Origin of the sequence: Pyxidicoccus trucidator, assembly GCF_010894435.1 — a bacterium.
Classification (GTDB): Bacteria; Myxococcota; Myxococcia; order Myxococcales; family Myxococcaceae; genus Myxococcus; species Myxococcus trucidator.
The window spans coordinates 239,313-264,442 of the sequence record NZ_JAAIXZ010000001.1; the positions used below are offsets into that span (position 1 = coordinate 239,313).

A 25,130-nucleotide genomic window follows, 5' to 3' on the forward strand; every position below is an offset into this window, starting at 1 on the left:
CAGCAATCGGATACGTCATCCGTTTTCGGGCCACCGCGCTCAGGGCTGTTCCCTGTCCGGCGGCAGGCCCAGGGAGGAGTCGTCATGAAGACCGCAGGACAGGAGCGGACCGCGCTCATCACAGGTGCGAGCTCGGGAATCGGGCTCGAGCTGACGCGCAAGCTGCTCTCCGAAGGCTGGCAGGTCATCGCGCTGAACCGCTCGGGCTTCGCCCAGGACGACGTGCGCATCGAAGACGCCCTGAGCCGGAAGCAGCTCCGGGTCTACACCGCGGACCTGGCCGACTTCGACAGCCTGAGACAAGCCCTGGCTCGGCTCAAGGCGGCGGAAGAGAAGGTGGACCTGCTGTTCAACAACGCGGGCGGCAGCTTCCCGACGCTCACCTTCTCCAAGCAGGGACGTGAGCTGCACTTCGAGCTGCAGACCGTCGTCCCCTACATCCTCCTGATGGAGCTGACGGAGCTGCTGAAGCGGGGGAACCTGAAGACCGTCATCAACACCTCGTCCAACGCCTTCAAGTTCGTCAAGCGCTGGGACCCGGACACGCTGGAGCGGCCCGCGACGTTCAAGAAGCTCTTCGGCCCGTATGCGACGACCAAGCTCGCGCTCTCCCTGTGGACCCAGGAGCTGGGCCCTCGGGTCGCTTCCGAGGGAATCAAGGTCCTGAGCGTGGACCCGGGAGGCAACAACACCCTGCGACGCGGAAAGGACTCGGGGCTGCCCCTGCCTGTCGAGCTGGTGATGAAGCTGTTCTTCCCGCACCCGAGCCGTGGCGCCTCACTGCTGTACGACGCGGCGGTGGGTGCGCGCGGAGGGCCGTCTGGCGCCTACGTCACGAATGGAGCACCGAAGGAGCTCCCGTTCACCGAGCACGGCCCGAGAGTCCTGGAGAAGGTGAGCGACATCTACGCGCGGGAGTTCGCGGCCCCCCACAGCGCCTGACGCAGCGTGCCTTCCCGGGCACCAGGAGAAGGGCCGGCCGGCTGTTCTTCCGGCATATTCCCTGGCGGACAGCAGCCGGGCCGACTGCTATTGAAGCGCACCTGCCGGCTGGCGGGTGCACGACTGAACAGTCGCTCGGTCGCGGCGGAGCGCCAGGAGGTGGAACCTCACTGCCGCGTGGGCTACTAGATGGCTCTTTGGTCCGATTTCGCTGGAGCCCCAAGTGACTGTCGCCATCCCGCCCGTCCAGCCCTCCAGCGGATCCGCTCCCACCCCGGAGGCGCTGCGCCAGAGCGAAGAGCGCTTCCGGCTCATGGTGAGCAGCGTGAAGGACTACGCCATCTTCATGCTGGATACCCAGGGGCACGTCGAGACCTGGAACGCGGGCGCCGAGGCCATCAAGGGCTACACCGGCGCGGAGGTCATCGGGAAGCACATCTCCGTCTTCTACACGCCGGAGGACGTAGCCGCGGGGAAGCCGCAGCGCCTCCTTCACGTCGCCCTCCAGCAGGGACGCATCGAGGATGTGGGCTGGCGGGTGAAGAAAGATGGGACGCGCTTCTGGGCGGACGTGGTGATTACCGCGGTCGTCGATGCAGCGGGCGTGTTGCAGGGGTACACGAAGGTCACCCGCGATTTGACGGAGCAGCGGATAGCGGAGGACGCGCTTCGTCAGAGCGAGGAGCGCTTCCGGCTCCTCGTCGAGAGCGTGAAGGACTACGCCATCTTCATGCTCGACCCCCAGGGGCACGTCGCCACGTGGAATGCGGGAGCCGCGCGCATCAAGGGCTACTCACCTCGGGAAATCATTGGCAAGCACTTCTCGTGCTTCTACCTTCCCGAGGAGGCCACGAGCGGCAAGTGCGACATGGAGCTCCGCGTCGCCCTCGCCGAGGGCAAGTTCGAGGAAGAGGGCTGGCGCCTTCGCAAGGACGGCACCCGGTTCTGGGCCAATGTCGTCATCGAACCCGTGAAGGACCGCGATGGGAGGCTCGTCGGCTTCGCGAAGGTCACCCGGGATTTGACGGAGCGGCGCGAGGCGGAGGCGGAGCGGCTCCGATTCGCCCAGGCCGACGAGGCCATCCGCCTGCGAGACGAGTTCCTCTCCATCGCCGCCCACGAGCTGAAGACGCCGCTGAGTGCCATCCAGCTCCAGCTCCAGAGCCTCCTCCTGTCGGCGCAGGGCCTGGACGCGAAGGTCCGCAACAAGGCCGAGCGTGCGTACAAAGGCGGGGTGCGGCTGCTGGACCTGGTGGAAGCGTTGCTGGACGTGTCCCGCATCGCCACGGGCAGGTTCAGCCTGTCCCGGAGTGGATTCGACCTGACCCGAAGCGTGGAAGAAGTCGCGGAGAGCTTCCGTGAGCAGGCCGCCAGGGCCGGCTGCGAGCTCATCCTCCACCTGGACGCGTCCGTCCCTGGCGAGTGGGACCGGCTGCGACTGGAGCAGGTGGTCACCAACCTGCTGGCCAACGCCTTCAAGTATGCCGCCGGGACTCCGGTGGAGCTCGCGGTGAGGGCGGAGGGAGCCAACGCCGTCATCACCGTCTCCGACCAGGGCCCGGGCATCCCGGAGTCCGAGTGGGCGCGCATCTTCGGCCGCTTCGAGCGTGCGGCCTCCATGCGCCACTTCGGAGGGATGGGCCTGGGGTTGTACGTCGTCCGGGAAATCGTGGAGGGCCACGGGGGCACCGTCTCCATCGAGGCCGTGAGGCCTCAAGGTACCCGCTTCGTCGTCACCCTCCCCCGCATCCCCATGCCGAAGACGGAGCCGGCCCCGTCCGCCGGAGCGGAGGTCGCCTCGTAAGGAGACCGTCGGGAGCGTCCCCGACCGCGCGCCTTCCCGCCCTTTGCGAAGCCCCCGTCCGCCCCGGTAGAAGGCAGGCGCGGGAGCTCGCCCGCGAAGGAGGCCACCCGTCGATGAGTCTCGCGAAGAAGCTGAACCTCAAGGAGGGCATGAAGGTCCGCGTGGTGGGCAAGCCCGCGGGCGTCGACCTGGACGACGTCACGACCACGACCTCCGCCAAGGCGGACGGCATCCTCCTCTTCGTCAAGTCGCTCGCCGAGGTGGACGCGAAGTGCGCGCCCCTGGTCGAGGCCGCGAAGGCGGACCGCCTCGCCTGGGCGGTGTACCCCAAGGCCGGACAGCTGGACACGGACCTCAACCGCGACATCCTCGCGCGGCACCTGCTGAGGCAGGACATCGACGGCGTTCGCCAGATTTCAATCGACTCCGTCTGGAGTGCCATCCGCTTCCGGCCGGGGAAGTAAGCGCGAGGCCCCCCGAGCCTGGCCTTGCACTGACCGCCGGGCCTGCGTAAGTCGGACGCCGTGACGGCTACCGAGACGCACCGTGCCATCCAGGCGGTCTGGAGAATCGAGTCGGCCCGGCTCATCGCCGGCCTCGCGCGCTTCGTGCGCGACGTCGGCCGTGCCGAGGAGCTGGCGCAGGACGCCCTCGTCGCCGCGCTGGAGAAGTGGCCGCAGGCGGGCGTCCCGGAGAACCCGGGCGCCTGGCTGATGGCCACCGCGAAGCACCGCGCCATCGACGAGATGCGCCGGAACCAGCTGCTCCAGCGCAAGCACGAGGAGCTCGGTCAGGACATGGAGGCCCAGCAGGCTCAGTCCACGCCGGACCTGGACGCCGCGCTGGACGACGACGTCGGCGATGACCTGCTGCGCCTCGTCTTCACCGCCTGCCACCCGGTCCTCTCCTCTGAGGCGCGCGTGGCGCTCACGCTGCGGCTGCTCGGCGGACTGACGACCGAGGAGATTGCCCGCGCCTTCCTCGTCCCGGAGCCGACCATCGCCCAGCGCATCGTCCGGGCGAAGCGGACTCTCGCCGAGGCGCACGTCCCCTTCGAGGTCCCTCGGGGGCCCGAGCTCGCCGAGCGGCTGTCGTCGGTGCTCGGCGTCATCTACCTCGTCTTCAACGAGGGCTACTCGGCCACCGCCGGTGACGACTGGATGCGGCCGGAGCTCTGCCAGGACGCGCTCCGCCTCGGCCGCATCCTGACCGGGCTGATGCCCGACGAGCCGGAGGTCCATGGCCTCGTCGCGCTGATGGAAATCCAGGCCTCGCGCATGCGGGCGCGGGTCAGCCCGGCGGGCGAGCCCGTCCTGCTCCTCGACCAGAACCGCGGCCTGTGGGACCAGCTCCTCATCCGCCGCGGGCTCGCGGCGCTGGAGCGTGGCGAGCAGCTGGCCAGCCCTCGGGGCCCATACCTGTCACAGGCCGCGATTGCCGCGTGCCACGCCCGGGCGCGGACGGCGGGGGACACCGACTGGGCGCGCATCGCCGCGCTCTACGGCGAGCTGGCCCAGCTCATGCCCTCCCCCGTCGTCGAGCTGAATCGCGCCGTGGCGGTGTCGATGGCCTCTGGCCCGGCGGCGGGCCTGGAGCTCGTCGACGAACTGACCTCCGAGCCGTCGCTCAAGCACTACCACCTGCTGCCGAGCGTGCGCGGTGACCTGCTCTTCAAGCTCGGCCGCCTCGACGAGGCCCGGAAGGAGTTCGAAAGCGCGGCCTCGCTCACCCGCAACGCCCGCGAGCGCAAGCTGCTGCTGGAGCGCGCGGCGAGCTGCGCCTCGCGCTAGGCCCGCGCCTGCGCCCGGACGGGCCACGGCTCCGCGCGCATGCCCGCTTCCCAGTTGTTGTTGCGGCCATCCCAGTACCGGATGGTCAGCTCCGTGAGGTCCACGTCATCCAGGCAGTTGACGTAGACGGAGCGGTAGTCGCCCCCGATTTCCTCGACGTAGCCCCCCGCGAAGCAGTGCGTTCCGCAGTTCTTGCAGAAGGAGCGGGAGTTCTTGCTGTCGCTCTGCTTCCGGAACTCGCCGAGGCTCTGCGCGCCCGCCACCACCCGGAGGGCGCTCGGCTTCACGATGGAGCTGGTGGCGCCCACCTTGACGCAGAAGGTGCAGTTGCAGCGACTCACGGGCTCGGTGAGGTCCAGCTCGGCCTCGAAGCGCACGGTGCCGCACAGGCACCTACCGGCGTAGGTCTTCACGTTGCTCTGGCTCGGGTTCTGGGTCTGGGACATGGCGGTTGCTCCTGGGTTGCTCGAAGTGACTGAGCGAACAGTAGGACCCGGGCATGACAGCCTTATGTCAGGTTTGTCCCGACGGGGGCGCGCTCAGGGCGTTTCGGGGAGGGTGTAGTCGAGCTCGTACGAGTGCCGGCCCTCGGTGATGAGGATGCTCATGGCGCCGGCGAGCCCCGTGAGCTGGCCGGTGCCCGAGTCCGGCACCACGGTGACTGAGAGGCGCGGCGCGCCCCGCGTCATGGTGCCGGAGTGCTGCAGAGCGAAGGTGCCGGTGCGGCCGTGCAGCGTCCCGCTGACGCGCTCCATCGCCACGTAGCCCGCCGAGCCGTCGGTGGGCGTCCTCACGGCGAGCATCTGCCCCTTGCTGGTGGCCTCCAGGTCGCCGTGGAACCGCTTGTCGAGGGCCATCCGGCCGACGTCCGAGCCTCCGGCCTCCGCGTCCGGGGCCATGGGGGTCAGCTTGACGTCGAAGGCTCCACTCGCTCGCTTCGTCATGGTCGTCTCACTCCTGGATGCAGGGCCTGCAGGGTAGCCCGTCGCCCCCTGCGTACACGTGGTGTTCAAGCGAGGCCGGGCCTCAGCGCTTGCGTTCGAGGAGAAGTTGCCGCGCACGCTGCACCTGCTCCAGCGCCGACTCCGGCAGGGCCACGGCCTGGGCACAGCGGTCATGGAGCGCGGGGTTCTTCGTGGTCTCGAACACCATCCAGGTGACGAGGTCGCCCTTGAGCACGGGGTGGAGCAGGCGTTGCCCGAGGATGTACTGGCGTGACTCCGTTTGGACCACGGAGCCGGTCGCCCATTGCTTGTCGACCTGGACGGCGGCGAGGTCCGCCTCCTTCACCACCTCGCCCACCGCGAGGTCCCGCGTGGCGACCGTCACGGAGACCTGCTCGGGAGCGGCGCCGGGCTTCTTCCCTGGCTGCGCGCCCAGCAGGAGGGGCAGGAGCGCCGCGAGCAGCAACGACTGGAGCCTCCGCATGTCAGCGACCCTCCTGGGAAACACCGAAGAAGGCCCGGGCCCTCTCTCTGGCCACGCCGGCCACCTGCTGGTCGGCCGCGGAGGAGGCCTGACGAACACAGGCCCCCATGGAGCGTGGCCGCTCGGGGTCGTCGAGGAACTGCCAGCGCAGCGTGTCGCCCGCCTCCAGGGGAACCAGCGCCAGCGCATCCGCCACATCCTTCAGCGCGTCCTCGGGCACCACGCTCCGCGTCACCAGGGCCCGCGGCATCCGACGGACGGCCAGCGCCTCCCTGGGAATCCGGCCGCCCTCCACCACGGCCTGCGTCAGCACCAGCACCGGAGCCGTGCCGTCCGGACCGAACTTGAAGGGGGGTAGCGGGCGCGGCGCTCCGGGGGCCCCGGCGCCTGACGCCAAGAAGGCGCGGATGGCTTCTTCTACGGCGCGCCCGTGGGCCTCCTCGTACACCGGGAGGACGTCCGCGACGCAGGCGTGCACCCGCCGGACGGAGTCCTGCCGGGCAAAGGCCGCCCAGGGGAGGACTTCTCCCTTGGTCAACGGCAGCGTCACCGGACGCCCCACCACCAAGCGCCGGTCGGAGGGCGGGACGAACGACGCCAGCACGAACTGCTCCGGATAGGAGGCCTCGGTGAGGTCCCCTTCCGCGAGCTTCTGTCCCTCGGCGATGTCGCGCGTGAGGAGGAGCGTGGGCTTCGGCGCCCAGCCCTGGCGGGCGGACTGCATCCGCGCCTCGATGACGCGCGACAGGTAGAGCCCCAAACCCGCGAAGCTCAGGAGGAGCCCGATGACACTGCCCAGGAGGAAGCGCTTCATCGCGGGCCCTTCTTGAGCAGCCGGGCGCGGATCTCTTCCGCGGTCCGCTCCCTCCTGGAGACGTCCGGCCGCGAGGCCTGCGCGCGCTTGCATTCGTCCGTGAGTACCTGGGGCGCGCTGGCATTGAACGAGGAGGACCCGACCTCGAAGTAGCCCCAGCGCAGTGGCTCGCCGGCCGCGAAGGGCGCCGTGAGGGTCTGGTCGACGAGGAAATGCGCGCTGTCGGGCTTCACCACGGACTCGGTGACGAGCTGGGCCGGAATGAGGCGCTGCGCCATCGTCTCGTGCGTCACCAGGTCACCGGCGGCCAGCGCCTTGCTGGCGACCACCACCGGGACGAGCTCCCAGCCCTGGCGCGCTTCCGTCTCCGCATCCTTGACGAGGAGGTACATGACGAAGCCGCCCACGAGCCCCGAGAGCGGCAGGCCGGCGGCCACACCGAAGAGGATGCCTCCCAGGAGCGGCAGGGCCTCCCGGGAGGTGGATGCGGGAGCCGTCATGGCCGCCCCCGCGACGGGCCTTCCCAGATGAAACGCATGCGTCCACGGTAGCCCAGTGCGAAGGCCGGACTCCATGCGGTGGGTGCGGCGCGGACGTGGGGCAGCCCCGCCGTGGAGCCGCCTCCACTCCGGGTGTCACCGACCCGGGCCGCCGCGGCTCAGGGGTGGTGCCGACACTGACCGAGGAAGCGGACCAGCTCCGTGTGGAACCACTGCGCCGCGTCCAGCATCAGCCAATGGCTGGCGTGCGGCGCCACGGAGCGGGACAGCGTGTCCCGCTGGCCCGCCAGCGTGTCCGGCCCCGCGGTCGCCACCAGCGCGTGCGTGGGCCCCTTGAACTGCTCGAAGGCCGCGTCCGGGTCGTGGCTGAAGAGCGACTCCAGGTTGCCGGCGATGGCTTCCCGGCGCGAGGTGCGCATCGTCTTCATCACCAGCACGCGCGTCGCCTCCTTGGCGGCGAGGAGCTGGGGCGCGAGCCAGTGCTCGTGGAAGGTGCCGTACTTCGCGGCGCTGAAGTTGTCGAGCCAGGCCTCGGCCTCGGCCTTCGGCATGCGGCGCAGGTCTCCCGGGGCCTCGACATAGAGGAGCCCGGCCAGCCGCTCGGGGTAGTACGCGGCGAATGCACCGGCCACCGCGGCCCCGAAGCCATGGCCCACCAGGACGAACTTCTCCGGGGCCTGCGCGTCGGCGATGGCGGCGACGTCCTCCACCGCGGCCTCCACGCCAAAGGGGCCGTTGGAGCCGCTACTCTCGCCCAGCCCTCGCAGGTCGAACGAGACGCTGCGCGTCGCGAGGCCGTGCTGCGTGTCGGCCCAGTGCGTCCGGTCGGCGGCCACGTCGTGCACGAAGATGACGGGGACGCCGCCATCGCCTTCCACTGTCGCCATCAGCCGGCCCGCGGGTCCGGTGACAGACACCATCCTGGCTTCCTTGTGCTTCATTTGGCTCGGCTCCCGGCCCCCGGTACGGGCACTGCCCGTCCGCCCACCGCGCTGTCCGTAGCGCCGGGGCCATCGGCCGAGTCTGCCCTACTTCCCCTCGGGGCGCCCCACACCGGGGCCGCCGTACGTCCGCGACTTCACTCCTGCCCGGACGCCTCGACCGACATCCACGTGGGCAAGAACCGCCATGACACGGCAAGACTTGCAGGCAGGGCTTGCACGCCCTCGCCCCCTGAGGCCTCTCGCTCCCTCGGGAGCATGCGCGGCACGGCCATTGCTCAAGGCATGGGAGCACGCCGACGCAAGACCCACGCAGACCCACGGCGCGCGCTTGCAACCCCACTACAGGAGCAACGCTTTAGGCGTTGCCCGGGAGAAGTCCCCATGAAGCGTTTCGTCCCTGGAGTCATGATGATGGTCCTCGGCGCCGGCTGCGGCATCGAGGGCAGCGACACCACGCCCGAGAAGGCCCAGACGCCCGCGGCGGTGCTGGAGAGCGTGCAGCGCGACAACGGCAACGTGGTCGAGTTCCTCCAGTTGGAGGACGGCGAGGTGGTGGTCATGGAGACCGGCCTCTACCCGAACCCGCCGTCGGCCATCGACGGCATCGGCCCCGCCGAGGCGTGGAGCAAGCTGACCGGCCGGAGCGACGTGCCCAACGCGCTCGGCGTCGCCCAGCAGCGGTACGAGCTGATGCGCGCGAACCCCTCCCTGCGCGACGCCGAGGGCGCGTCCGAGCGCGGTGAGTCGATTGTCCGGGACGGCCAGGCCGCCGGCACGACCGCCGCGGCCTACGGCCCGTGCGACATCACCTGGTTCCAGGACAACTTCTGCAACGCGGCCTACGACTGGAAGATGTGCCTGACCAACTGGTCGGGTGGCGCCTACGCCCAGCGCAGCGGCGTGGAGTACCACAAGACGGCCGTGTGCCCGACCTCCGGCAACGTGACGCTCAACATCAAGGACCAGGTCATCCGCAACGTCGGGGCGGGCGGCTACCTCTGGTACTACCGCAGCGGCAGCAACTTCGACTTCCGCGCGGACGTGGACAACGCGTCCGGTGACACGTTCCACTTCGCGGTCAACCTCAACTACTGAGGCGCTTCCTCCTGGCCTCGCGGCTCCGGGCTCGGCCCGGCCGCGAGGCCAGTGGTGTTTCCGGAGTCGAAGTCCGCGGTGCCCCGCTCAGGCCGGCCCCTGGGTGTCCTTGAGCAGCAGCGAGAGGTAGCGGGAGAAGTCGATGGAGCCGAGGTCGGCCTGCTCACGCGCCTGCGCCTCCTGGCTCCAGTGGAGGTCGGCGCAGTGACGCCGGGCGGCGGTGAGCTCCACGTCCAGCGCGTCCACGCTGTCGGTCCGCGCCTTCAGCTCCCGGGTGAGGACCTCGAACTCCTGGTCGATTTCCGCGGTCCTCACCGGCTCCTCGCGCCGGAGCGCCTCCTCCTCGGCGTCTTTCCAAGCCTCCAGGGACTCCCGCTGCTCGGCGAAGCGCGCGGCCAGGGACTCGGAGCGGTGCGCGAACTCCTCCCGCATCGCCGCCATCCGCGCCTCCACCTGGGTCTGTTGGGTGGCCCAGGTGCTCTCGAGTGACTTCCGCTGGTCCGCGGGGAGCTCTTGCGGCATCGACTCGCGCGCCGACCGCGCCACGTCGTCACGCCACCGAATCAGGGCGAGCCGCTGCTCGCTGTCGAGCCCCTCGACGGTCATGAGACTGTCCCAGGTGACATCCTCCGCGGTCATGAGTCCTGCCTTGCGCAGCAGGGCTCTCAGCTTCCGGGGACTGCCCACCTCGTCGAGGCGGACCATCACAAGCTCAGCACGCTGAAGCGCCCTGGAGAGGTGCTCGGCCTGAAGCACCCGCAGGGCCTCCGCGATGGCCGCCGTGGGGTAGCTGGCGAGGTCCCGCTGCCGCACGAGCTTCGCCATCCGGGCCGACTGCTCCGCCGAGAGCACCTCGCGCTTACGGTGCTCCCGCGCGTCCAGCTCACGCCGCCGCTCGGTGAGCCGCGCGAGCGAGGACTCGTGCGCCTCGCGGACCTCACGGGCCTGTTCGAAGAGTTGGTCCCTCTGGCGCCGCAACCCATCCAGGGAGGCCAGCAGTTGCGTGCAGCGCGCCTGCGTCTCCTTCTCCAGCCGGGCCCGCTCCGCCACGAGCCGGCGGAGCCCTTCCTCCGCCTCCGCCAGTTCTCGCCGCGTCCGCGCGAGGTCTGCTTCGAGCTGGCGACGCCGGGCGACGAGTTCCTGCCGCTGGAACGAGGCACGCGCCCACACCCACCCCAGCCCTCCCGAGAGTCCCAGCCCCACCAGCCAGGCGGGTGACATGGCCGCGGACAGGACGGCGGACAGGCCCCCCGCGAGCAGGAAGCCATTGGCCATCTGCCGGTCCGCGAGCGGCACCGAGGTGAGGACCGGCGAGGTGCTGGGGACGGGGAACGTGAAGCGGGCCACCTCGCCAGCGGCCGTCGGTGGCGCGAGGCGCTCCGGGGCGTCCTCCCGGCCGAGGACAGAGAGGTCCGCGCCGGACAGCAGCGGCACCTGGGCCGGTTGGCTCGGCAGCACCGAGCGCAGGAAGTAGGAAGCGAGCACCTTCACCGGCTCATGGCGGGAGCCCAGCAGGGCCTGGAGCAGCGGGGAGCGCTCCCCCTCGACGAAGTCCTTCTTGCGGAACAGCAGGCAGTCATCGCCACCGTGGAATCGCTCCCAGAGCGAGGGCTCGTGGGCCAGGGCGACCAGGGAGAGCCACACCACCCAGGCCGAGAAGTGGTCCAGCCGCCCGTGCAGGAAGCCCCCGTCGCGGTCCGGGTGCTGGTAGTTGGCGTGCCCCCGCTCATGGCTCCAGCGCCCTTCGAGCGCGGGGACGAACATGCCGTCGTAGTCCACCAGGCGCAGCCCTCCGGGCGTGATGACCACGTTGCCGTGCTGGAGGTCACCGTGCGCCATGCGAGCCCGTCGCAAGTCCCCCAGCAGGTCCACCCAGGCGGCGGCCAGGTCGAAGAGCGCCTTCGGGGACTCGCGGTGCTTCTCGACGTATTGGCCCAGCGACTCGCCCTGGACCCACTCCATCTTCACGATGGGGAACCACCGGCCCTGCACCTGGATGCCCTGGGTGAGGAAGGCCACGTCGACGGTGTAGGGCAGTCGGTGGATGGCCAGGTGCCGGATGAGTTCCTGGTAGCGCGCCTGCTGGTCGGGCTGGATGGGCCGCGTGAAGCAGCGGACGGCCCAGGCCCGCTCGCCACGGCAGAGCTTGTAGACGGTCGCGAAGTTCCCCGCGCGCGGCCGGGGCATCCCCGCCAGGGCTCCCGTCTCCATCAGCTCCGGCAGCGCGTCCTGGAGCTCGGGGTCGGAGAAGGCCTGGCGCGGGTTCTGGACGGCCGCCAGATATTCGCTGTCGGAAGGAAGGCTCATGGGCCGGCGCTCACGCCCTCACGGTGAGCTGGAGGAGCGTCACGTCGTCGTTGCGCATGGCCTTCTCCGCGCGCAGGCGGGCGACGAGCGCCTCGAACGCGGCCCTCCCCTCCTCCGAACCTGGGGCCGGGAGCGTCTTCCACGGGGCGTTGCCGCGCTCGTGCTCCGCGAGGAACCAGCAGGCCAGTGCATCCGTCATCAACAACAGCGTGTCCCCTTCCCGCAGCGCTCCCGAGGCCGTGCGCACCTGGGGCTCCACGCGCCCGTTCTGCTGGACATGGGTGGAGAGGAGGAAGGGCGTCGAGCCGAACGCGGCGGACTGCGCCAGGGGGAAGCTGGCCAGCAGCGCGTCCTGCCGCAGTTGAAACACGCAGGAGTCCCCCACCGCTAACGCCTCCCAGGTTCCGACCCCGAGCCGCACGCCGAGGAGCGTGGCGAAGGCGCCCTCGCGGAGCTTCTCCTCCGCGTACCAGGGCAGCTGCTTGCCGCCGACGTGCTGGTGCCACTGCTGCTGGAGCGTGGGGAGGACGGAGAGGAGTCCCCCGGCATCCCGGACGTCACCCTGGGAGAAGGCCCGTGCCAGCAGCCCGGCCCAGAAGCCCGAGAAGAGGCTCTCCGTCGCGCCGTCGGCGACAGCCACGTGGAGCGGCGTGCCTTCGAGCAGGCTCACGTCCCGGGGCGCGTAGGCGTCCTCGTTCTCGGAAGGCTGGTTCCCCTCTTTCTGCAGTGACACGGCTTCGATGCTGAGTCGCACGGCGTCCCCGAAGCGAAGGCCCTAGCGGAGGTTGCTGGGGCGCGTCCCGATGTTCAGGAACTTGATGAGCGAGATGATGTCCGCGTTGAAGACGAAGCCCCGCGCGCCCTCGGTGACGGTGAGCCCCTCCTCCTTCGCGGCCGACAGCATGCCCGGCGTGAGCGGGCTGGAGAGCTGGAAGAGGAGCCGGGCGTGCTCGTCCGGAAGGCCCGCGTCCGTGCTGGGGAACTGGATGGGGTGCTGCGTGCGCGCCGACAGGTGCACGTTGAGCAGGAGCACCGAGCCGTCCGCGCTGCGCATCCCGCGAAGCTCGGAGGCGATGCCCGTGGGGTCTCCATCGGTGGCCTGTCCGTCGGAGATGTTCACCACGATGGGCGGGAAGCCCTCGGGATGCTGGCGCAGCCAGTCACCGACAATGCCCGTCGCGCGGGCCAGGGCCTGACACATGGGCGTCGCGCCATTCGCCACCGACTCGAACCAGACGGGGAAGCGGACCTTCTCGCGCACCAGGCCGCCCATGCCGTCCTCACGCTCGCGCGTGCGCTCCTCCAGCCGCGCCGGGGCGTGGCCAATCTCGCTGATGGGGACGAGGCTCCGGCCCGCCAGTGCTCCCCGGAAGGCGGGGCCGACCTCAGCGCCGTAGCCCAGCACGCCCAGGTGGAAGTAGTCGCGGATGCCCTCCTCGCGGGCGCACCGGACCACCAGGTTCTGCAGCAGCCGGTTGGTGACGTCCGCCACCCCGTCCGCCTTGCGCCGCTGCGAGCCGCTGAAGGGCTCCTCCATGGACCCGGACTGGTCGATGAGGATGAGGATGCATGCCGGGTGCGTGCGGTTGATCTCCGCCGAGTAAGCCATGGTGCCTCATCAAGCCGAGGTGTCGGAGGGGGAAAGCGTAGTGCACCCGGGCATGACGGGACAGCGAGACTCCGGGCCACCGGGTTCACTCGGAGTCGGGGCCCCGGCCCCGGTCATCCGGCCGTGTCTCCGGCGTCCTCCGCTTGCGGCTCCCGCAGCACCGTGAGCACCGGCCGGGCCTTCGAGAGGAGTGGCGCGAAGAGGGAGGGCTGGCCAGGGTCGTCGAACACCGTCGCGAAGTCCTCAGGCGCCAGCGCACGCACCAGCCGGGCGGCGAAGGTCTCCCGCAGCAGCCGCACGTAGTATTCGGTGTCGTAGTCGCGTGGGTCTGCCGCGCTGCCGGCGTCACGGTCGTCCTCCGGGTCGGGTAACAGGCCCGCGCGTCCGCCTACCGCGCGGTACACCCGCACGCGCTCGCCCACGGCCCAGTCCTTCCGCCCGCCCGCCAGCATCGCCTCGTAGGACAGCTCGCGCCGACGCTCGCGGAGGGCGTGGTACTGCGACGGGCTCTTGGTCAACCGCACCCGCGACGACACGTCGAAGGTGGGGACCTGCCTGCGACGCAGCGCCATCACCGTCGAGACATAGGCCTCGCGCACGCCAGGGATGTCCCCTTCGAGGAGGCAGCGCAGCGCCCGGCGCAGGAATTCCTCGCCGAAGGGCTCCGCCCGGCTGGAGCGGAAGGCCACGCCTCGCAGGACGAGGGGCCCGTCGTAGGGCTGGAGCGCGTAGTTCTTCGGCTCGTGCGAGAGCATCGCCGCGTAGCGCCCGTCGAACTCCAGCTTGACGCGGGGCGGGAGCAGCGCGGCGACCTCGGAGACCACGCGCCGCTCGTCCAGCTCGCGCCAGTCGTCCGGCACCGCGAAGTACACGCCGTCCGTGTCGGCCTCCAGCAGCGTGACGCCCCGCCGCGCCAGCTCCCGGCACAGCAGCCCCAGCACCTCGCGCCCGTGCCGCGTCACCTCGTTGGCGGCGTGGACGTCCGCGAAGCGCGTGAGCCCCACCGCGCCCAGGTAGCCATAGGCGGAGTTGACGACAATCTTCATCGCCGCGGAGAGCGCCTCGTGGGTGTGCCGCTCCGGAGAGCCGGGCGCCGCCGCCTTCGCCTTGGCTTTCGCCTCCAGCCGCTGGTCCACCAGCCGGTCCACCAGCGCGAGCAGCACGCCGAGCCTGTCCCTGCGCGGGCCGATGCGGTACTGGCGCATCAGCGAGGGGTAGAGGCTCGCGACGTCCGCCTTCACCACGTGACGGGCGACTCCGGTGGCGAACAGGTGCAGCGCCGCGCCGCTGTGGGACGTGCCGTCTCCCTCCTCGTGCGCGGGCAGCGCCGCCCCCGCCCGGAGGTAGGCGCGCACCAGCAGCGGGTCCAGCACGCCCGTGGCGGGCCCCGCATCCGCGAGGCGCTCGTAGCGGCGCGGCGCCATTCGGGCCAGCGCGAAGGCGGCCCCGCCCAGCAGGCGCGCGAGGCCCGCGGCTTCGTGCACGTCGTCGCGGGCATAGCGCCGCACCCGCTCGGGGTCTTTCTGGAAGACCTCGTACACCTTCGGGCCAGGGATGTGCTCCCGCTCCGGCCCGGCGAGGCCGAGGTGCTTCGCGACGACCTTGAGGCCGTGGCCCGGCAAATCGCGCGCGGAGAAGTCGTGCCGCAGCACCGCGTCCAGCGTGTCGATGAGCTCGCGGCCCGGCACCGTGTAGCGGCTGCGGCGCATGGCGTCCGAGCGGCCTCGCCCCACGACGGCCCCTCGCGAGGCCGGACGCTGCCGCAGCCCCGGCGAGCCGGCGCGGCCCAGCCCGAGCGGCACGTCGAGCACCTTCGCCCTGCGCGCGAGGAAGGGCAGGTCGAAGCCGTGCAGGTTGTGGTTCTCGATGACGTCCGGGTCGTGGAAGCGGATGCGCTCCATCAACCGCCGGAGGAGGTCGGCCTCGGCGGCATCGTCGTCCCCGTGCGCGTCGAGCACCTCCGTGCCTCCCGCCGGGTCTCGGAGCGCCACCAGGAAGATGCGGTCCCTGTCGGGGTCAAGCCCCGTCGTCTCCAGGTCGAACTGGAGCCGGTGCAGTTCATGGAAGCCCAGGTCGCGGAAGTACGTGCGCCCGGTGGCGATGAGGTACTGCTCCTCCGGCGGCAGCGAGAGCGCGGTGTTGGCGTCGAGGTCCCGCAGGTGCCCGAAGGGCCGCCCCAGCCGCCGCGAGGCCCCGTGCAGCACGGCCCCCGCCAGCGCGCGCCCGTCCTCCGCGCGGACGAGGTAGCGGAGCGCGCCGGGCCCCTCCAGCTCCTCCCACGTCACGCGGTTCGGCGCGGGGCCTTCCCGCTCGGTGCGGAGCCGGGACCCCAGGTGCGCGAGGTCTTCCAGCGAGGACAGGAGGAGCCAGGGCCGGAAGCGCACGTCCTCGCGCACCAGCCCGACCGTCCCGGGCAGCCGCCGCCACACGAAGGCCCGACCGTCCGGCTCCGCCCACACCGAGACGATGCCCGGAGTCGGGTCCCAGCCCCACAACCACTCATCCTCCATCGGGTTGGTCATGAGGGTGGAAACGGGGGCGGCGCCCCTTCGCGGGTAACAGTCGAGAACGCTCATGATGCAAGCCTCTCCGTGCACGCGATGCAAGGTGCAGCCCCGCGCCGTGTGACGGTGTGGACCGTCATCTTGAGGCATGGGTGTGACAGTGGTATGTCAGGTTTCATCCCATGCAGCGCACCGAGCGACTCTTCGCCCTCGCCGAGTACCTCCGGGGTCGCCGCACGGGAGTCACCGCGGAGACGCTGGCCGAGCGCTTCGGTGTCACCATCCGGACGATTTATCGGGACCTGGATGCGCTGCGCGCCGCCGCCATGCCGCTGGCCGCCGAGCGCGGGCGCGGGGGTGGCTATGCGCTGGACCGCAGCTATAGCCTTCCCCCCGTGAATTTCACTGCTCGCGAGGCCGCGCTCATCGTGGCGCTGGGGCGCTTTGCCATCGACATGCGCCTGCTGCCGTTCACCGACACGCTGGAGTCCGCGCTCGACAAGGTGCGCTCCGCGCTGTCCACGTCCGCGCAGCGAGAGCTGCTCACGCGGCTGAAGGAGCTGTCGTTCCTCGGCGTGCCGGCGCTCCCCGCCCGGAAGGCCGTGCGCGAGGCCATCGAGCGCGCGTGGTTCGAGCAGCAGCCGCTCCGCATCACCTACGTCGACGGGAACTACCTGGAGACGACGCGCGACGTCCGCGTCATGTCCGTCATCATGGACCGGCACGAGACACGGATTGACTGCGTCGAGCTGGGAAAGGGCAAGGAGGAGCGCCGCCCCTTCCGGTTGGACCGCATCACCCAGGCCGAGGTGCTGCGCGGCACGCCCTGAGCACGGCTCCGCTGCACCCCGAAGCTACCGCTTGCCGGACGACCGGGCCTTGCGAGCCACGGGAGCATCCGCCCGGGGCCTGCGTGCCGGAGGCAGTCCATCCGCGCGAGTGCGCCCGCCGCGCCGCGCGGCCTCCTGCTCCGGCTGGAGGTAGCCGAGCACCAGCGCGCACAGCTCGTCCACGAAGGCCTCGCGGGTGAGGTACTCGGGACGGTCCGTCAGCGCCACGTGGGTGAGGGACTCCACGGTGCTGACGATGATGAAGGTGGCCATGTCCAAATCACGCGGCCGGAGCTCTCGCGCGTGGGGCTCCAGGAAGGACCGCACCACCCGGAGGATTCGCACGGCGTAGGGGTCCACCTGCTGGAACTGCCGCATCCGGGGCAGCTGCTCCACCAGCACCTGGTGCAGCCGCGGGTTGGCGGCCTTGCTCGCGAGCACCTGACGGATGAGCAGCCGGAGCGCTTCGCGCAGCGTCGCTCCCGACATCTTGGAGATGCCCTCCTCCAGTTCGGCGAGGCCCGCGGCCCGGTAGCGCTCCATCACCGCCATCACCAGCGCCTCCTTGCTGGAGAAGTACTGGTACACCGAGCCCACGCTCACCCCGGCCACGCGCGCGACGTGGTTGGTGCTCACGGCGTCGTAGCCATCCTTGACCAGAACCTGAGCGGTCGCCGTGACGATGACATCGCACGTCGCCTGCGCGCGGGACTGGCGCGGCTTCCTCCGAGGGGCGAGCGGGGCTGCGGACTTCATGGCGGGCTCCTTCAGGAATGTGAGCGGTACGCGAGTTGAGAACGTGAGTCCGGGCTCACATTCTTAGCACATGACCACTTCGACTTCCCTGGCTCCCGCAGCACTCTTCTCTCACGGCCGCCGTGCCCTCATCACCGGCGCCTCTGGCGGCATTGGCGAGTCCTTCGCCCGACTCCTCGCCGCCCGTGGCATGGACCTGGTCCTGGTGGCGCGCTCGGAGGACAAGCTGCGCGCCCTGGCCGCGGAGCTGTCCCAGGCACATGGCATCCGCGCGGAGGTGCTGGCCACGGACCTCAGCCGCCCCGGTGCCCCACGCGAGCTCCATGCCGCGTGCGAGGCGCGCGGCCTTCCGGTGGACCTGCTCATCAACAACGCGGGCTTCGGCTCGCATGGCCCCTTCGAGGCCAACTCCTTCGAGCGGGAGCATGAGCAGGTGATGCTCAACGTCACCGCGCTGGTGGACCTCACGCACCTGTTCCTGCCCGCCATGCTGTCGCGCGGAGCGGGCGGCGTGCTCAACGTCGCCTCCATCGCCGGCTACCAGCCGGTGCCGTACATGGCCGTCTACGCCGCGACCAAGGCGTTCGTACTCTCCTTCACCGAGGCGCTATGGGGAGAGACGCGGGAGCGCGGCGTGCGGGTGCTCGCGCTGTGCCCGGGGCCGGTGGAGACGGGCTTCTTCGACGCCGTGGGCTCTCGCGACGTGGCGGTGGGCCCCATGGCCACGCCCGAGCAGGTGGCGGCGCTGGGACTGCGCGCGCTGGAGCAGGGCCGCGCTTCCGTCGTACCCGGCTGGCGCAACCGCTTCCAGTCGGCACTTCCCCGCTTCCTGCCCCGGACCCTCATCGTCCAGGTGGCAGCGAAGATGATGAAGCCCCGCGCGCCCGTGACGCCGGTGCTGGCTCCGAGTGCCAGCCCTGCGCGCAGGTAGCGGCTGGCGCGGTCGATGGAGCGAAAGTTGGGGAGAGTCCTGGCCGAGCGTGGCCAGCGGCGCTTCCAGCGTGTCACCCGGGCCCGCGTCACCGCACGCTGTCCCCAGCGTGAGCATGGGGAGCAGCACGGGAAGGAACGCGGTCCGAACAGCCCGCTGGAAGCGGCCTGAGCGGAGGTCGCTCAGTACTCCAGCGGCGGCTGCGGGCCGGGGACGATGTCCGCGATGTCGGGGTCGACATCGCCGGGCTGACGGGCGGGACGCTCGGACTTCTCCTTCTTCCGCTCCGAGCGCTTCGAGTCCTTCTCCTGCTGGTGCTGCTTGCGCGCCTGCTCCTTCTGGCGCTTCGTGGATCTTCCTTGCATTGAGCCTCCTTCACTGAAAACAAAAGCCCGGCCTCATCGTGAGGAAGCCGGGCCGACGGGTGCTGGAGCCATGCTCTCAGCCAACGATGCGGACGTTCTCGGCCTGGAGGCCCTTGGGGCCCTTCTTCGCCTCGAACTCCACCTTCTGGCCCTCGGCCAGGGTCCGGAACCCATCCGATTGGATAGCGGAGTGGTGGCAGAACACGTCAGGGCCGCCGTTGTCCTGGGCGATGAACCCAAAGCCCTTCGAGTCGTTGAACCACTTCACGGTACCAGTCGCCATACGCTTCTTCTTTCTGCTCGCGGCCCGAAGGCCGTCCCCAGGTCCCGACGTGGGATGGGGGTGCCTCTAGCCTGTCAGGGGGCCAAAGTCGATTGTGGAGGCCCCGAATATCCACCGGTTGTCAGCCGTGGGGTGAAACGGAGGGCGGAATCGAAGAATTCCGGCCCCTTGCCTCCCAGGGAGGCACCCCAAACGCTCCCAAGCTAATGCGCGAAGGCCCATTTCGCCCGTTTCCAGCGCCTGGGTTGGGGCGAATATCCGCGAGGCGACACGGGCCGCCCGCAAGGGGCCGAAGCCGGACGGAGGGCGTTCTCCCGCCCGGTGACTCCGTGTATCCGGACCGACGCACGGAAGGACGAGTGCCTTCCACCCCTCCTGGAGGAGACATGCACCACAGCCGGCTCTGCGCATTCGTGATTGATTGCAAGGTGGACGACCTGGACGCCGCCACCGACTTCTGGAGCCGCGCCCTGGGCCGGCCCGCCAACCCACCCGTCCAGGACAGCCCCACCTACCGGGATTTGAAGACGGGGGACGGGGAGCCGATGCTGCTGCTGCAGACGGTGGCGCACCCCAGCCGCATCCACCTGGACATCGAGACGGATGACCTCGACGCCGAGGTGAAGCGGCTGGAGGCGCTGGGCGCGAAGCGCGTGGAGTTCGTCAAGCGCTGGTGGGTCATGGAAGCGCCCACCGGTCAGCGCTTCTGCGTCGTCCGTCCCCAGCGGGGACCGCTCGAAGGACGGGCGAACGTGTGGGGCGACGAGGGCGACAGACACCCTCCAAGGGCGGGTGTTCCCGGACTCATGCCTACGACGAAGACGTAGCCCGCTTGCTGCCGTGAATCCCAGTGATGGTTGGTGATGCCCGGCATCACCGAGGTAAATCCGAAGTGGCTTCGAAGCGGAGACCCCGGAAGCGACCGGCCGTCATGGCGGCCCCGTCCCTCGTGCTCGACGCGTCCACCGGGGCGCCGCTGCACGCACAGCTCGCGGAGGCGCTGCGCGGGGCCATCCTCGCGGGACGGCTGGCGCCGGGCACCCGCCTGTCGTCGACGCGCGCGCTGGCGGAGCAGCTCGACGTGTCCCGCAACACCGTGCTGAATGCCTTCGCGCGGCTGCTGGCCGAGGGCTACCTCGTGGGCCACACGGGCTCGGGGACGTACGTGGCCCGCGAGCTGCCGGAGCGGTTGCTCGCCGTCCGGCACGCGCCCGCCGCCCCCACGCCCGCGCGTCACGTGGACCCGCGCGCGCTGTCGAAGCGCGGCGCGGCGGTGGCCTCGGTGCCTCCGCTGGCGGCGCCCGCGGAGGGCATGGCGCCGGGCCGGATGGCCTTCCGGATGGGAGTGCCCGCGCTGGACGCCTTCCCCAGCGAGCTGTGGGGCCGGCTGCTCCACAACCGCTGGCAGCGCTCGTGGCGGGACTTGCTGAGCCACATCCCGGCGGCGGGCCACCTGCCCCTGCGCCGCGCCGTCGCGGACTACCTGGCCACCGCGCGCGGCGTGCGCTGTGTCCCGGAGCAGGTGCTCATCGTCAATGGCACCCAGCAGGCCCTGAGCCTGACCGCGCAGGTGCTGCTGGACGTGGGCGACGCCGCATGGGTGGAGGACCCGGGCTACTCCCCCGCGCATGGCGCGCTCATCGCGGCGGGAGCCACGCGCGTCCCCGTGCCGGTGGACGCGGAGGGCCTGGACGTGGAGGCGGGGCTCCGGCTGGCCCCGCACGCACGGCTCGCCATCGTCACGCCGGCCCACCAGTTCCCCCTGGGCGTGGTCATGAGCGAGCGGCGCCGCCGGGCGCTGCTGGCGTGGGCGGCGCGCGAGGAGGCGTGGGTGCTGGAGGACGACTACGACAGCGAGTTCCGCTACGTGGGCCGGCCCCCGCCCGCGCTCCAGGGGCTCACCGCGGAGGCCCGCGTCCTCTACACCGGCACCTTCAGCAAGGTGCTGTCCCCCGCCCTGCGGCTGGGCTACCTCGTGGTGCCCGAGTCCCTGGTGGACGCCTTCAGCACCGCCCGCGTGTTCGTGGACCGCCACTCCGCCAGCCTGGAGCAGGCGGTGCTCACGGACTTCATCACCCAGGGCCACTTCAGCCGCCACGTGCGGCGCATGCGCGTGCTCTATGCCGCCCGGCAGGAAGCGCTCGTCGAGGCCGCCCGGCGCGAGCTGCGGGGACTGGTGGACGTCAGCCCGCTCCACACGGGAATGCACCTGGTGGGCTGGCTCCCCGAGGGCGTGGATGACCGCGCCGCTTCCGCGAAGGCAGCCCAGGCGGGACTCCAGGCGTTTGCCCTGTCGGCGTTCCAGCTCCAGGGACGGCCGCGAGGCGCGCTGCTGCTCGGCTACGCGTGCGTCCCGGAGGAGGAGCTGGCCGAGGGGGTGTCGAGGCTCGCGCGGGCCCTGCGCTGAGCGAGCCGCTGCCCGTGCGGAAAGTGGCCCCCTGGCTCCGCGCGCAAGTGGCTCTCGTGCGAGGCGAGAACCACCGTTACACCTCGCCCTGCAAGCCGGGGAGCGGAAGTGGCTGCCCGACATGATTCGGAGGTTGGACACATGGAAGCACAGCGTTTCGACACGGGGAAGGTCGCCTCGGGTGCGTACAAGGCGATGCTGGGGCTGGAGCGGTACCTGCACGAGTGCGGGCTGGAGACGAAGCTCCTCCACCTCCTCAAGCTGCGCGCCTCGCAGCTCAATGGGTGCGCGTACTGCATCGACATGCACTGGAAGGATTTGCGCGCCGCCGGTGAGTCGGAGCAGCGGCTGTACGGGCTGGATGCGTGGGAGGAGAGCCCGTACTACTCGGACCGCGAGCGCGCGGCGCTGGCGTGGACGGAGGCCGTCACCCGGCTCTCCGAGGGCCATGTGCCGGAGGCCGTGTACCGCGCCGTGCAGCCGCACTTCTCCGAGAAGGAGCTGGCCGACCTCACCGTCGCGGTGGCCACCATCAACGCGTGGAACCGCCTGGCCATCGCCGCGCGGACTCCGCCGGGCACGTACCAGCCACCGGCCGGGGCCAGGTAGGGAAGGCCGAGCGCTGCGTGAGCCGGGGCGGGCCCCGCGAGGCTCAGGTCCCCGGCGGCGTGCGCGGCAGCTCGGTGCCGACCAGCACCTGGAGCAGGTCCATCAGCCCCGGCCACGCCTCGGCGCCGAGCCACAGCCCTTCCGGGCAGTGCTCGGCGGACACGGCCAGCGAGGCGTTCTCGAAGAGCTTCGCCGGCAACGGGCCTTCCGCGGGCAGCTTCCCCTCCACCTGGAGGACCTGCCCGTCCCAGCGGATGCCCGGCGGGAGCAGCCGCTCCGCCAGCGCGCGCAGCGCCGCCTGGCCGGCCCCCGCGCGCAGCACGCCCATCATCAGCGAGGAGGCCGTGCGCGACTCCTCCAGCTCCACCACGCCCGGCGTGCGCAGCCACAGCCGGTAGCGACCGGACGCCAGCTCCACGCGCTCCAGCGTCGTCTGCACGCGCAGCTTCCAGCCCTGCACCGACAGGCGGACCTCATAGACGTCGGGCTTCGCCGTCCACTCGCGCAGCTCCAGGCCCTTCGCCTTGCGCAGGAGCTGGCGGACCACCAGCTCCACCCGGGGGTGCGACAGCCGCAGGCGCTTGCGCCCCACGTCCACCGCCACGTCCTCGCCGAGCGCGGCGGGCAGCCGCTTCGCCCACTCGCGCGCGCCCTCCATCAGCTTCGCCGCCAGTGACTGACCCGACATCCGCGTCCTCCGTGGGGTGCCCCGTGTCGCGCTCCGCCTTGCGCGGACCGTCGCGCGACGCGCGGGCCGCAGCATGCACCGATTCCGTGACGCACGCGCTGGCACGGCCGCCCGGGTGGAGGGCGACGGAGGGAGTCCCCGCCCGTCTCCCCGGAGGCTGCTTCAGGGCGCGAGCGAGGGGAAGCGTCCCGCCTCCCAGTCCGCGTAGCGCGCCCGTCCCTCCGCCACGCTCTCCACCACGAAGTTCCACCAGATGACCAGCGGGTCCGGCAGCGGCGTGCCCCCGAGCACCAGCAGCCGCGCGCCCCCCTTCGAGTGCAGCGACAACAGGGGGGCGTCGTCGTCCAGGTGCGCCAGGACGCCGCGCGCCACCTCCGTGCCGCCCACCGACACCGTGCCTTCGGCCACGTACAGCGCGAGCGCATGCGCGGCGTGCACGGGCAGCGACACCTCCGCGTTCGGGGACAGCTCCACGTCCAGGTACGTGAGCGACTGGAAGGTGGCCACGGGCGACACCGCGTCCTCCAGCCTTCCGGCGATGACGCGCACCCGCGCGCCGTCCCGCTCCACGAGTGGAAGCTGCTCGGCCGGGACGTGCGTGAAGGAGGGCTCAATCCGCCGGTACTCCTGGGGCAGGGCCACCCAGGTCTGCACCCCGTGCAGCGGCCTCGCCCCCGGGCCGGCGTCCACCTCCTCCGCGTGGACGATGCCACGCCCGGCGGTCATCCAATTCACGTCCCCCGGGCGGATGTCCTGCACCGTCCCCAGGGAGTCGCGATGCCGGATGGCGCCGGAGAAGAGGTACGTCACCGTCTGCAGGCCCACGTGCGGGTGCGGCGGCACGTCCAGCACCTCGCGCGACGCGGGCACCGGGCCGAAGTGGTCGCAGAAGACGAAGGGCCCCACCCGGCGCAGCTCCACCCGGGGCAGCGCTCGCAGGACGCGGGCCTCGCCGACCAGCTCCGTGGACTTCGCGGGCCACAGGGCCCCCACCGTGCGCTCTCTCGGCAGCGCCTGGGCGCCGCCGGAGGGTGAAAGGGTTCGCATGGGTAGAACGCTACCGCCCCCGCCGGGGGGGGCACCAGCCAGCCCGGGACACACCCGTGATAGCGTGCGGATACCCCTCTCCACCACGCCGGGCCTTCCTCCCATGCTGGTACCCGCTCCCTCGCCGCAGGCTGCTGACGTCTCCCTGGCCCTCCCGCGCTCCTTCTGGAAGGACTTCGCGAGAGACCACTTCGACCAGAAGCCCACCGTCCTCAGGCAGCTCTACAAACAGGGCTTCCCCTCGTCGCAGGAGATTTTCGAGGCGCTCGTCAACGCCGCGCAGCAGCTGCTCACGGAGCAGTCGCTCGCGCTGATGCGCAACATGCGCTTCTACCTGGAGCACGAGGACGGCCCGGACGGCGTGGCCTACCACTCGCTGCTCTTCCCCCTCACGCGCCGGCACCTGCCGCTGCCCGAGGACGGCACCCCCGAGGCGTACGTGGAGCGGCTGGACAAGTGGCTGGGCGGCAAGCGCTTCGGCATCGTCCTCAACCGCGCCCAGAGCTACCACTGGCGGCACTGGCAGCAGATGCGGTCCTTCCTCCAGGGCCTGTACGCGGGCCTCGGCGTGCCGCTGTACGGCGCCGACCCGGCCATCCTCTTCGGCAACTACCGCTTCACGCCGTTCGGCATCCACAAGGATGACCTGCACGTCTTCAACTTCGTCGTGTACGGCAAGAAGGTCATCAGCCTGTGGCCCTTCGAGAAGCTCTCCTCGCGAGATGAGATGCCCAAGGACGCCACGCTGCGCGAGCGCACCGCCTCCGTGCACCTGCGCGACAAGGCCGACGAGGATGCCATGCTCGCGCAGGCGTCCTTCATCGAGGGCAACCCCGGCGACATCCTCTGCTGGCCCGCGTCCTACTGGCACCGCGCCGAGCCCACGCCGGGCCTGAGCGTCTGCGTCTCGCTCGGCGTGGCCTACCGGCCCCCGGACTTCACCGGCATGGAGCCGCCGCCCGCGTGGCCGGGCCGCCTGCGCGTCAACGAGCTGCCTCGTGACGGGAGCTGGCGCCTTCCGGCCAGCGTGACGGCCGCGCTCGCGAAGCGCGGCCGGGGCGCCTCGGTGGAGTCCTCACAGCGCGAGCTGACCTCGGAGTGGGTGCGCTACCTCACCGGCGGCACCATGTCCGGGCCGCCGCCCGAGCAGACCGACGCCGCCCTCACCGCGCGGGACTGGGTGCGCGGCAGCACGGACCATCCGCTCGTGGCCGTGCCGCTCCCGGGTGGCCACCTGCTGGTGTCCGGCTGCGGTCGCTCCACGTCGCTGCGCCCGTCGCCCGCGGTGCGCCGCCGCATCGAGTGGCTCGTGTCCACCCTCAACAGCGGCAAGCCCCAGCAGGTGGAGGCCCTGGAGACGCTGTTCTTCTCCCGGCTGCCGGCCCGAGGCTTCAGCCGCAAGGCCTTCCTCTCGCTGCTGGAGGGCATGGTCCGCTGGCGCAACGTGCGGCGCATCGCCCCCGTGGCGCGCTGAGCG

At 71.0% G+C, this 25,130-nt stretch carries 26 protein-coding genes; 11 read left to right on the top strand and 15 right to left on the bottom strand.

The window, feature by feature from the left end; translation table 11 throughout:
• Nucleotides 1-84: 84 nt before the first annotated feature.
• From G4D85_RS01070 to G4D85_RS01085, 4 genes are all read left to right on the top strand, one after another.
• On the top strand, nucleotides 85-942 hold the full coding sequence (locus G4D85_RS01070; protein WP_164007022.1) for an SDR family NAD(P)-dependent oxidoreductase: 858 nt from the start codon (nucleotides 85-87) through the stop codon (nucleotides 940-942).
• A 223-nt stretch (nucleotides 943-1,165) separates the two neighbouring features.
• On the top strand, nucleotides 1,166-2,746 hold the full coding sequence (locus G4D85_RS01075; protein WP_164007024.1) for a sensor histidine kinase: 1,581 nt from the start codon (nucleotides 1,166-1,168) through the stop codon (nucleotides 2,744-2,746).
• 113 nt (nucleotides 2,747-2,859) lie between these two features.
• Complete coding sequence (locus tag G4D85_RS01080) at nucleotides 2,860-3,210, top strand: hypothetical protein (RefSeq protein ID WP_164007026.1); 351 nt, start codon at nucleotides 2,860-2,862, stop codon at nucleotides 3,208-3,210.
• A gap of 60 nt (nucleotides 3,211-3,270) precedes the next feature.
• Nucleotides 3,271-4,536, top strand: coding sequence for an RNA polymerase sigma factor (locus tag G4D85_RS01085; protein ID WP_164007028.1), 1,266 nt, complete (start codon nucleotides 3,271-3,273; stop codon nucleotides 4,534-4,536).
• On the opposite strand, the gene G4D85_RS01090 is transcribed toward G4D85_RS01085, so the two are convergent.
• The 6 genes from G4D85_RS01090 to G4D85_RS01115 form a co-directional block, all read right to left on the bottom strand.
• Nucleotides 4,533-4,982 carry a GFA family protein gene (locus G4D85_RS01090; RefSeq protein ID WP_164007030.1) on the bottom strand — a complete coding sequence of 150 codons (450 nt, stop codon included), beginning with the start codon at nucleotides 4,980-4,982 and terminating at the stop codon, nucleotides 4,533-4,535. The genes G4D85_RS01085 and G4D85_RS01090 overlap by 4 nt on opposite strands.
• Before the next feature lie 93 nt (nucleotides 4,983-5,075).
• On the bottom strand, nucleotides 5,076-5,480 hold the full coding sequence (locus G4D85_RS01095; protein ID WP_164007032.1) for a DUF3224 domain-containing protein: 405 nt from the start codon (nucleotides 5,478-5,480) through the stop codon (nucleotides 5,076-5,078).
• 82 nt (nucleotides 5,481-5,562) lie between these two features.
• Complete coding sequence (locus G4D85_RS01100; protein ID WP_164007034.1) at nucleotides 5,563-5,964, bottom strand: SAF domain-containing protein; 402 nt, start codon at nucleotides 5,962-5,964, stop codon at nucleotides 5,563-5,565.
• A 1-nt stretch (nucleotide 5,965) separates the two neighbouring features.
• Nucleotides 5,966-6,778 carry a CpaB family protein gene (locus tag G4D85_RS01105; RefSeq protein WP_164007036.1) on the bottom strand — a complete coding sequence of 271 codons (813 nt, stop codon included), beginning with the start codon at nucleotides 6,776-6,778 and terminating at the stop codon, nucleotides 5,966-5,968.
• Nucleotides 6,775-7,278, bottom strand: a complete 504-nt coding sequence (locus tag G4D85_RS01110; RefSeq protein WP_164007038.1) for an SAF domain-containing protein — start codon at nucleotides 7,276-7,278, stop codon at nucleotides 6,775-6,777. The genes G4D85_RS01105 and G4D85_RS01110 overlap by 4 nt, the downstream gene beginning before the upstream one ends.
• 158 nt (nucleotides 7,279-7,436) lie before the next feature.
• The gene (locus G4D85_RS01115; RefSeq protein ID WP_240359005.1) at nucleotides 7,437-8,198 is read right to left on the bottom strand and encodes an alpha/beta fold hydrolase; all 762 of its coding nucleotides are present in this window, start codon (nucleotides 8,196-8,198) and stop codon (nucleotides 7,437-7,439) included.
• A 405-nt stretch (nucleotides 8,199-8,603) separates the two neighbouring features.
• Between G4D85_RS01115 and G4D85_RS01120 the strand changes: the two genes are divergently transcribed.
• A complete protein-coding gene (locus G4D85_RS01120) occupies nucleotides 8,604-9,317 on the top strand; it encodes a hypothetical protein (protein WP_164007042.1) in 714 nt (237 codons plus the stop codon).
• An 87-nt stretch (nucleotides 9,318-9,404) separates the two neighbouring features.
• Here G4D85_RS01120 and G4D85_RS01125 read toward each other — a convergent pair whose 3' ends face one another.
• The 4 genes from G4D85_RS01125 to G4D85_RS01140 form a co-directional block, all read right to left on the bottom strand.
• Nucleotides 9,405-11,624, bottom strand: coding sequence for a hypothetical protein (locus tag G4D85_RS01125; RefSeq protein WP_164007044.1), 2,220 nt, complete (start codon nucleotides 11,622-11,624; stop codon nucleotides 9,405-9,407).
• A 10-nt stretch (nucleotides 11,625-11,634) separates the two neighbouring features.
• Entirely contained in the window at nucleotides 11,635-12,357 is a 723-nt protein-coding gene (locus G4D85_RS01130) for a protein phosphatase 2C domain-containing protein (protein WP_164007046.1), read from the bottom strand.
• Nucleotides 12,358-12,399: 42 nt separating this feature from the next.
• Entirely contained in the window at nucleotides 12,400-13,233 is an 834-nt protein-coding gene (locus tag G4D85_RS01135) for a VWA domain-containing protein (RefSeq protein ID WP_164007047.1), read from the bottom strand.
• 113 nt (nucleotides 13,234-13,346) lie between these two features.
• Nucleotides 13,347-15,743, bottom strand: a complete 2,397-nt coding sequence (locus G4D85_RS01140) for a DNA polymerase domain-containing protein (RefSeq protein WP_205525441.1) — start codon at nucleotides 15,741-15,743, stop codon at nucleotides 13,347-13,349.
• Nucleotides 15,744-15,919: 176 nt separating this feature from the next.
• On the opposite strand from G4D85_RS01140, the gene G4D85_RS01145 reads away from it, so the two are divergent.
• Nucleotides 15,920-16,567, top strand: coding sequence for a helix-turn-helix transcriptional regulator (locus tag G4D85_RS01145; protein ID WP_164007049.1), 648 nt, complete (start codon nucleotides 15,920-15,922; stop codon nucleotides 16,565-16,567).
• 24 nt (nucleotides 16,568-16,591) lie between these two features.
• Here the strand turns inward: G4D85_RS01145 and G4D85_RS01150 are convergent, their stop codons facing one another.
• Nucleotides 16,592-17,323 (bottom strand): TetR/AcrR family transcriptional regulator, encoded by a 732-nt coding sequence (locus G4D85_RS01150; protein WP_164007051.1) that lies wholly within the window; start codon nucleotides 17,321-17,323, stop codon nucleotides 16,592-16,594.
• A 70-nt stretch (nucleotides 17,324-17,393) separates the two neighbouring features.
• Between G4D85_RS01150 and G4D85_RS01155 the strand changes: the two genes are divergently transcribed.
• The gene (locus tag G4D85_RS01155; protein WP_164007052.1) at nucleotides 17,394-18,254 is read left to right on the top strand and encodes an SDR family NAD(P)-dependent oxidoreductase; all 861 of its coding nucleotides are present in this window, start codon (nucleotides 17,394-17,396) and stop codon (nucleotides 18,252-18,254) included.
• Nucleotides 18,255-18,436: 182 nt separating this feature from the next.
• Here G4D85_RS01155 and G4D85_RS01160 read toward each other — a convergent pair whose 3' ends face one another.
• A complete protein-coding gene (locus G4D85_RS01160) occupies nucleotides 18,437-18,619 on the bottom strand; it encodes a hypothetical protein (RefSeq protein WP_164007054.1) in 183 nt (60 codons plus the stop codon).
• 76 nt (nucleotides 18,620-18,695) lie between these two features.
• A complete protein-coding gene (locus G4D85_RS01165; RefSeq protein WP_163995947.1) occupies nucleotides 18,696-18,902 on the bottom strand; it encodes a cold-shock protein in 207 nt (68 codons plus the stop codon).
• A 386-nt stretch (nucleotides 18,903-19,288) separates the two neighbouring features.
• On the opposite strand from G4D85_RS01165, the gene G4D85_RS01170 reads away from it, so the two are divergent.
• The 3 genes from G4D85_RS01170 to G4D85_RS01180 all read left to right on the top strand — a co-directional run bounded on the left by G4D85_RS01170 (nucleotide 19,289) and on the right by G4D85_RS01180 (nucleotide 21,918).
• Nucleotides 19,289-19,729 (top strand): VOC family protein, encoded by a 441-nt coding sequence (locus G4D85_RS01170; RefSeq protein ID WP_164007056.1) that lies wholly within the window; start codon nucleotides 19,289-19,291, stop codon nucleotides 19,727-19,729.
• A gap of 104 nt (nucleotides 19,730-19,833) precedes the next feature.
• On the top strand, nucleotides 19,834-21,309 hold the full coding sequence (gene pdxR, locus G4D85_RS01175) for a MocR-like pyridoxine biosynthesis transcription factor PdxR (protein ID WP_240359006.1): 1,476 nt from the start codon (nucleotides 19,834-19,836) through the stop codon (nucleotides 21,307-21,309).
• 141 nt (nucleotides 21,310-21,450) lie between these two features.
• On the top strand, nucleotides 21,451-21,918 hold the full coding sequence (locus G4D85_RS01180) for a carboxymuconolactone decarboxylase family protein (RefSeq protein WP_164007060.1): 468 nt from the start codon (nucleotides 21,451-21,453) through the stop codon (nucleotides 21,916-21,918).
• A gap of 43 nt (nucleotides 21,919-21,961) precedes the next feature.
• On the opposite strand, the gene G4D85_RS01185 is transcribed toward G4D85_RS01180, so the two are convergent.
• Together G4D85_RS01185 and G4D85_RS01190 are read right to left on the bottom strand one after the other, a co-directional pair.
• Nucleotides 21,962-22,606, bottom strand: coding sequence for a hypothetical protein (locus G4D85_RS01185; protein ID WP_164007062.1), 645 nt, complete (start codon nucleotides 22,604-22,606; stop codon nucleotides 21,962-21,964).
• A gap of 162 nt (nucleotides 22,607-22,768) precedes the next feature.
• Nucleotides 22,769-23,653, bottom strand: coding sequence for a pirin family protein (locus tag G4D85_RS01190; RefSeq protein ID WP_164007065.1), 885 nt, complete (start codon nucleotides 23,651-23,653; stop codon nucleotides 22,769-22,771).
• Between the two features lie 64 nt (nucleotides 23,654-23,717).
• On the opposite strand from G4D85_RS01190, the gene G4D85_RS01195 reads away from it, so the two are divergent.
• Entirely contained in the window at nucleotides 23,718-25,127 is a 1,410-nt protein-coding gene (locus G4D85_RS01195) for a hypothetical protein (RefSeq protein WP_205525375.1), read from the top strand.
• Nucleotides 25,128-25,130: the final 3 nt, after the last annotated feature.

What these genes read in the sequence shown, in the direction of transcription:
- G4D85_RS01110 (WP_164007038.1), bottom strand. Translation starts at nt 7,278, where the DNA reads ATGACGGCTCCCGCATCCACCTCCCGGGAGGCCCTGCCGCTCCTGGGA.
- G4D85_RS01145 (WP_164007049.1), top strand. Translation starts at nt 15,920, where the DNA reads ATGCAGCGCACCGAGCGACTCTTCGCCCTCGCCGAGTACCTCCGGGGT.
- G4D85_RS01180 (WP_164007060.1), top strand. Translation starts at nt 21,451, where the DNA reads ATGGAAGCACAGCGTTTCGACACGGGGAAGGTCGCCTCGGGTGCGTAC.
- G4D85_RS01190 (WP_164007065.1), bottom strand. Translation starts at nt 23,653, where the DNA reads ATGCGAACCCTTTCACCCTCCGGCGGCGCCCAGGCGCTGCCGAGAGAG.
- G4D85_RS01165 (WP_163995947.1), bottom strand. Translation starts at nt 18,902, where the DNA reads ATGGCGACTGGTACCGTGAAGTGGTTCAACGACTCGAAGGGCTTTGGG.
- G4D85_RS01170 (WP_164007056.1), top strand. Translation starts at nt 19,289, where the DNA reads ATGCACCACAGCCGGCTCTGCGCATTCGTGATTGATTGCAAGGTGGAC.
- G4D85_RS01100 (WP_164007034.1), bottom strand. Translation starts at nt 5,964, where the DNA reads ATGCGGAGGCTCCAGTCGTTGCTGCTCGCGGCGCTCCTGCCCCTCCTG.
- G4D85_RS01120 (WP_164007042.1), top strand. Translation starts at nt 8,604, where the DNA reads ATGAAGCGTTTCGTCCCTGGAGTCATGATGATGGTCCTCGGCGCCGGC.
- G4D85_RS01090 (WP_164007030.1), bottom strand. Translation starts at nt 4,982, where the DNA reads ATGTCCCAGACCCAGAACCCGAGCCAGAGCAACGTGAAGACCTACGCC.
- G4D85_RS01070 (WP_164007022.1), top strand. Translation starts at nt 85, where the DNA reads ATGAAGACCGCAGGACAGGAGCGGACCGCGCTCATCACAGGTGCGAGC.
- G4D85_RS01115 (WP_240359005.1), bottom strand. Translation starts at nt 8,198, where the DNA reads ATGGTGTCTGTCACCGGACCCGCGGGCCGGCTGATGGCGACAGTGGAA.
- G4D85_RS01105 (WP_164007036.1), bottom strand. Translation starts at nt 6,778, where the DNA reads ATGAAGCGCTTCCTCCTGGGCAGTGTCATCGGGCTCCTCCTGAGCTTC.
- G4D85_RS01125 (WP_164007044.1), bottom strand. Translation starts at nt 11,624, where the DNA reads ATGAGCCTTCCTTCCGACAGCGAATATCTGGCGGCCGTCCAGAACCCG.
- G4D85_RS01150 (WP_164007051.1), bottom strand. Translation starts at nt 17,323, where the DNA reads ATGAAGTCCGCAGCCCCGCTCGCCCCTCGGAGGAAGCCGCGCCAGTCC.
- G4D85_RS01160 (WP_164007054.1), bottom strand. Translation starts at nt 18,619, where the DNA reads ATGCAAGGAAGATCCACGAAGCGCCAGAAGGAGCAGGCGCGCAAGCAG.
- G4D85_RS01140 (WP_205525441.1), bottom strand. Translation starts at nt 15,743, where the DNA reads ATGGAGGATGAGTGGTTGTGGGGCTGGGACCCGACTCCGGGCATCGTC.
- pdxR (WP_240359006.1), top strand. Translation starts at nt 19,834, where the DNA reads ATGGCGGCCCCGTCCCTCGTGCTCGACGCGTCCACCGGGGCGCCGCTG.
- G4D85_RS01080 (WP_164007026.1), top strand. Translation starts at nt 2,860, where the DNA reads ATGAGTCTCGCGAAGAAGCTGAACCTCAAGGAGGGCATGAAGGTCCGC.
- G4D85_RS01095 (WP_164007032.1), bottom strand. Translation starts at nt 5,480, where the DNA reads ATGACGAAGCGAGCGAGTGGAGCCTTCGACGTCAAGCTGACCCCCATG.
- G4D85_RS01155 (WP_164007052.1), top strand. Translation starts at nt 17,394, where the DNA reads ATGACCACTTCGACTTCCCTGGCTCCCGCAGCACTCTTCTCTCACGGC.
- G4D85_RS01185 (WP_164007062.1), bottom strand. Translation starts at nt 22,606, where the DNA reads ATGTCGGGTCAGTCACTGGCGGCGAAGCTGATGGAGGGCGCGCGCGAG.
- G4D85_RS01135 (WP_164007047.1), bottom strand. Translation starts at nt 13,233, where the DNA reads ATGGCTTACTCGGCGGAGATCAACCGCACGCACCCGGCATGCATCCTC.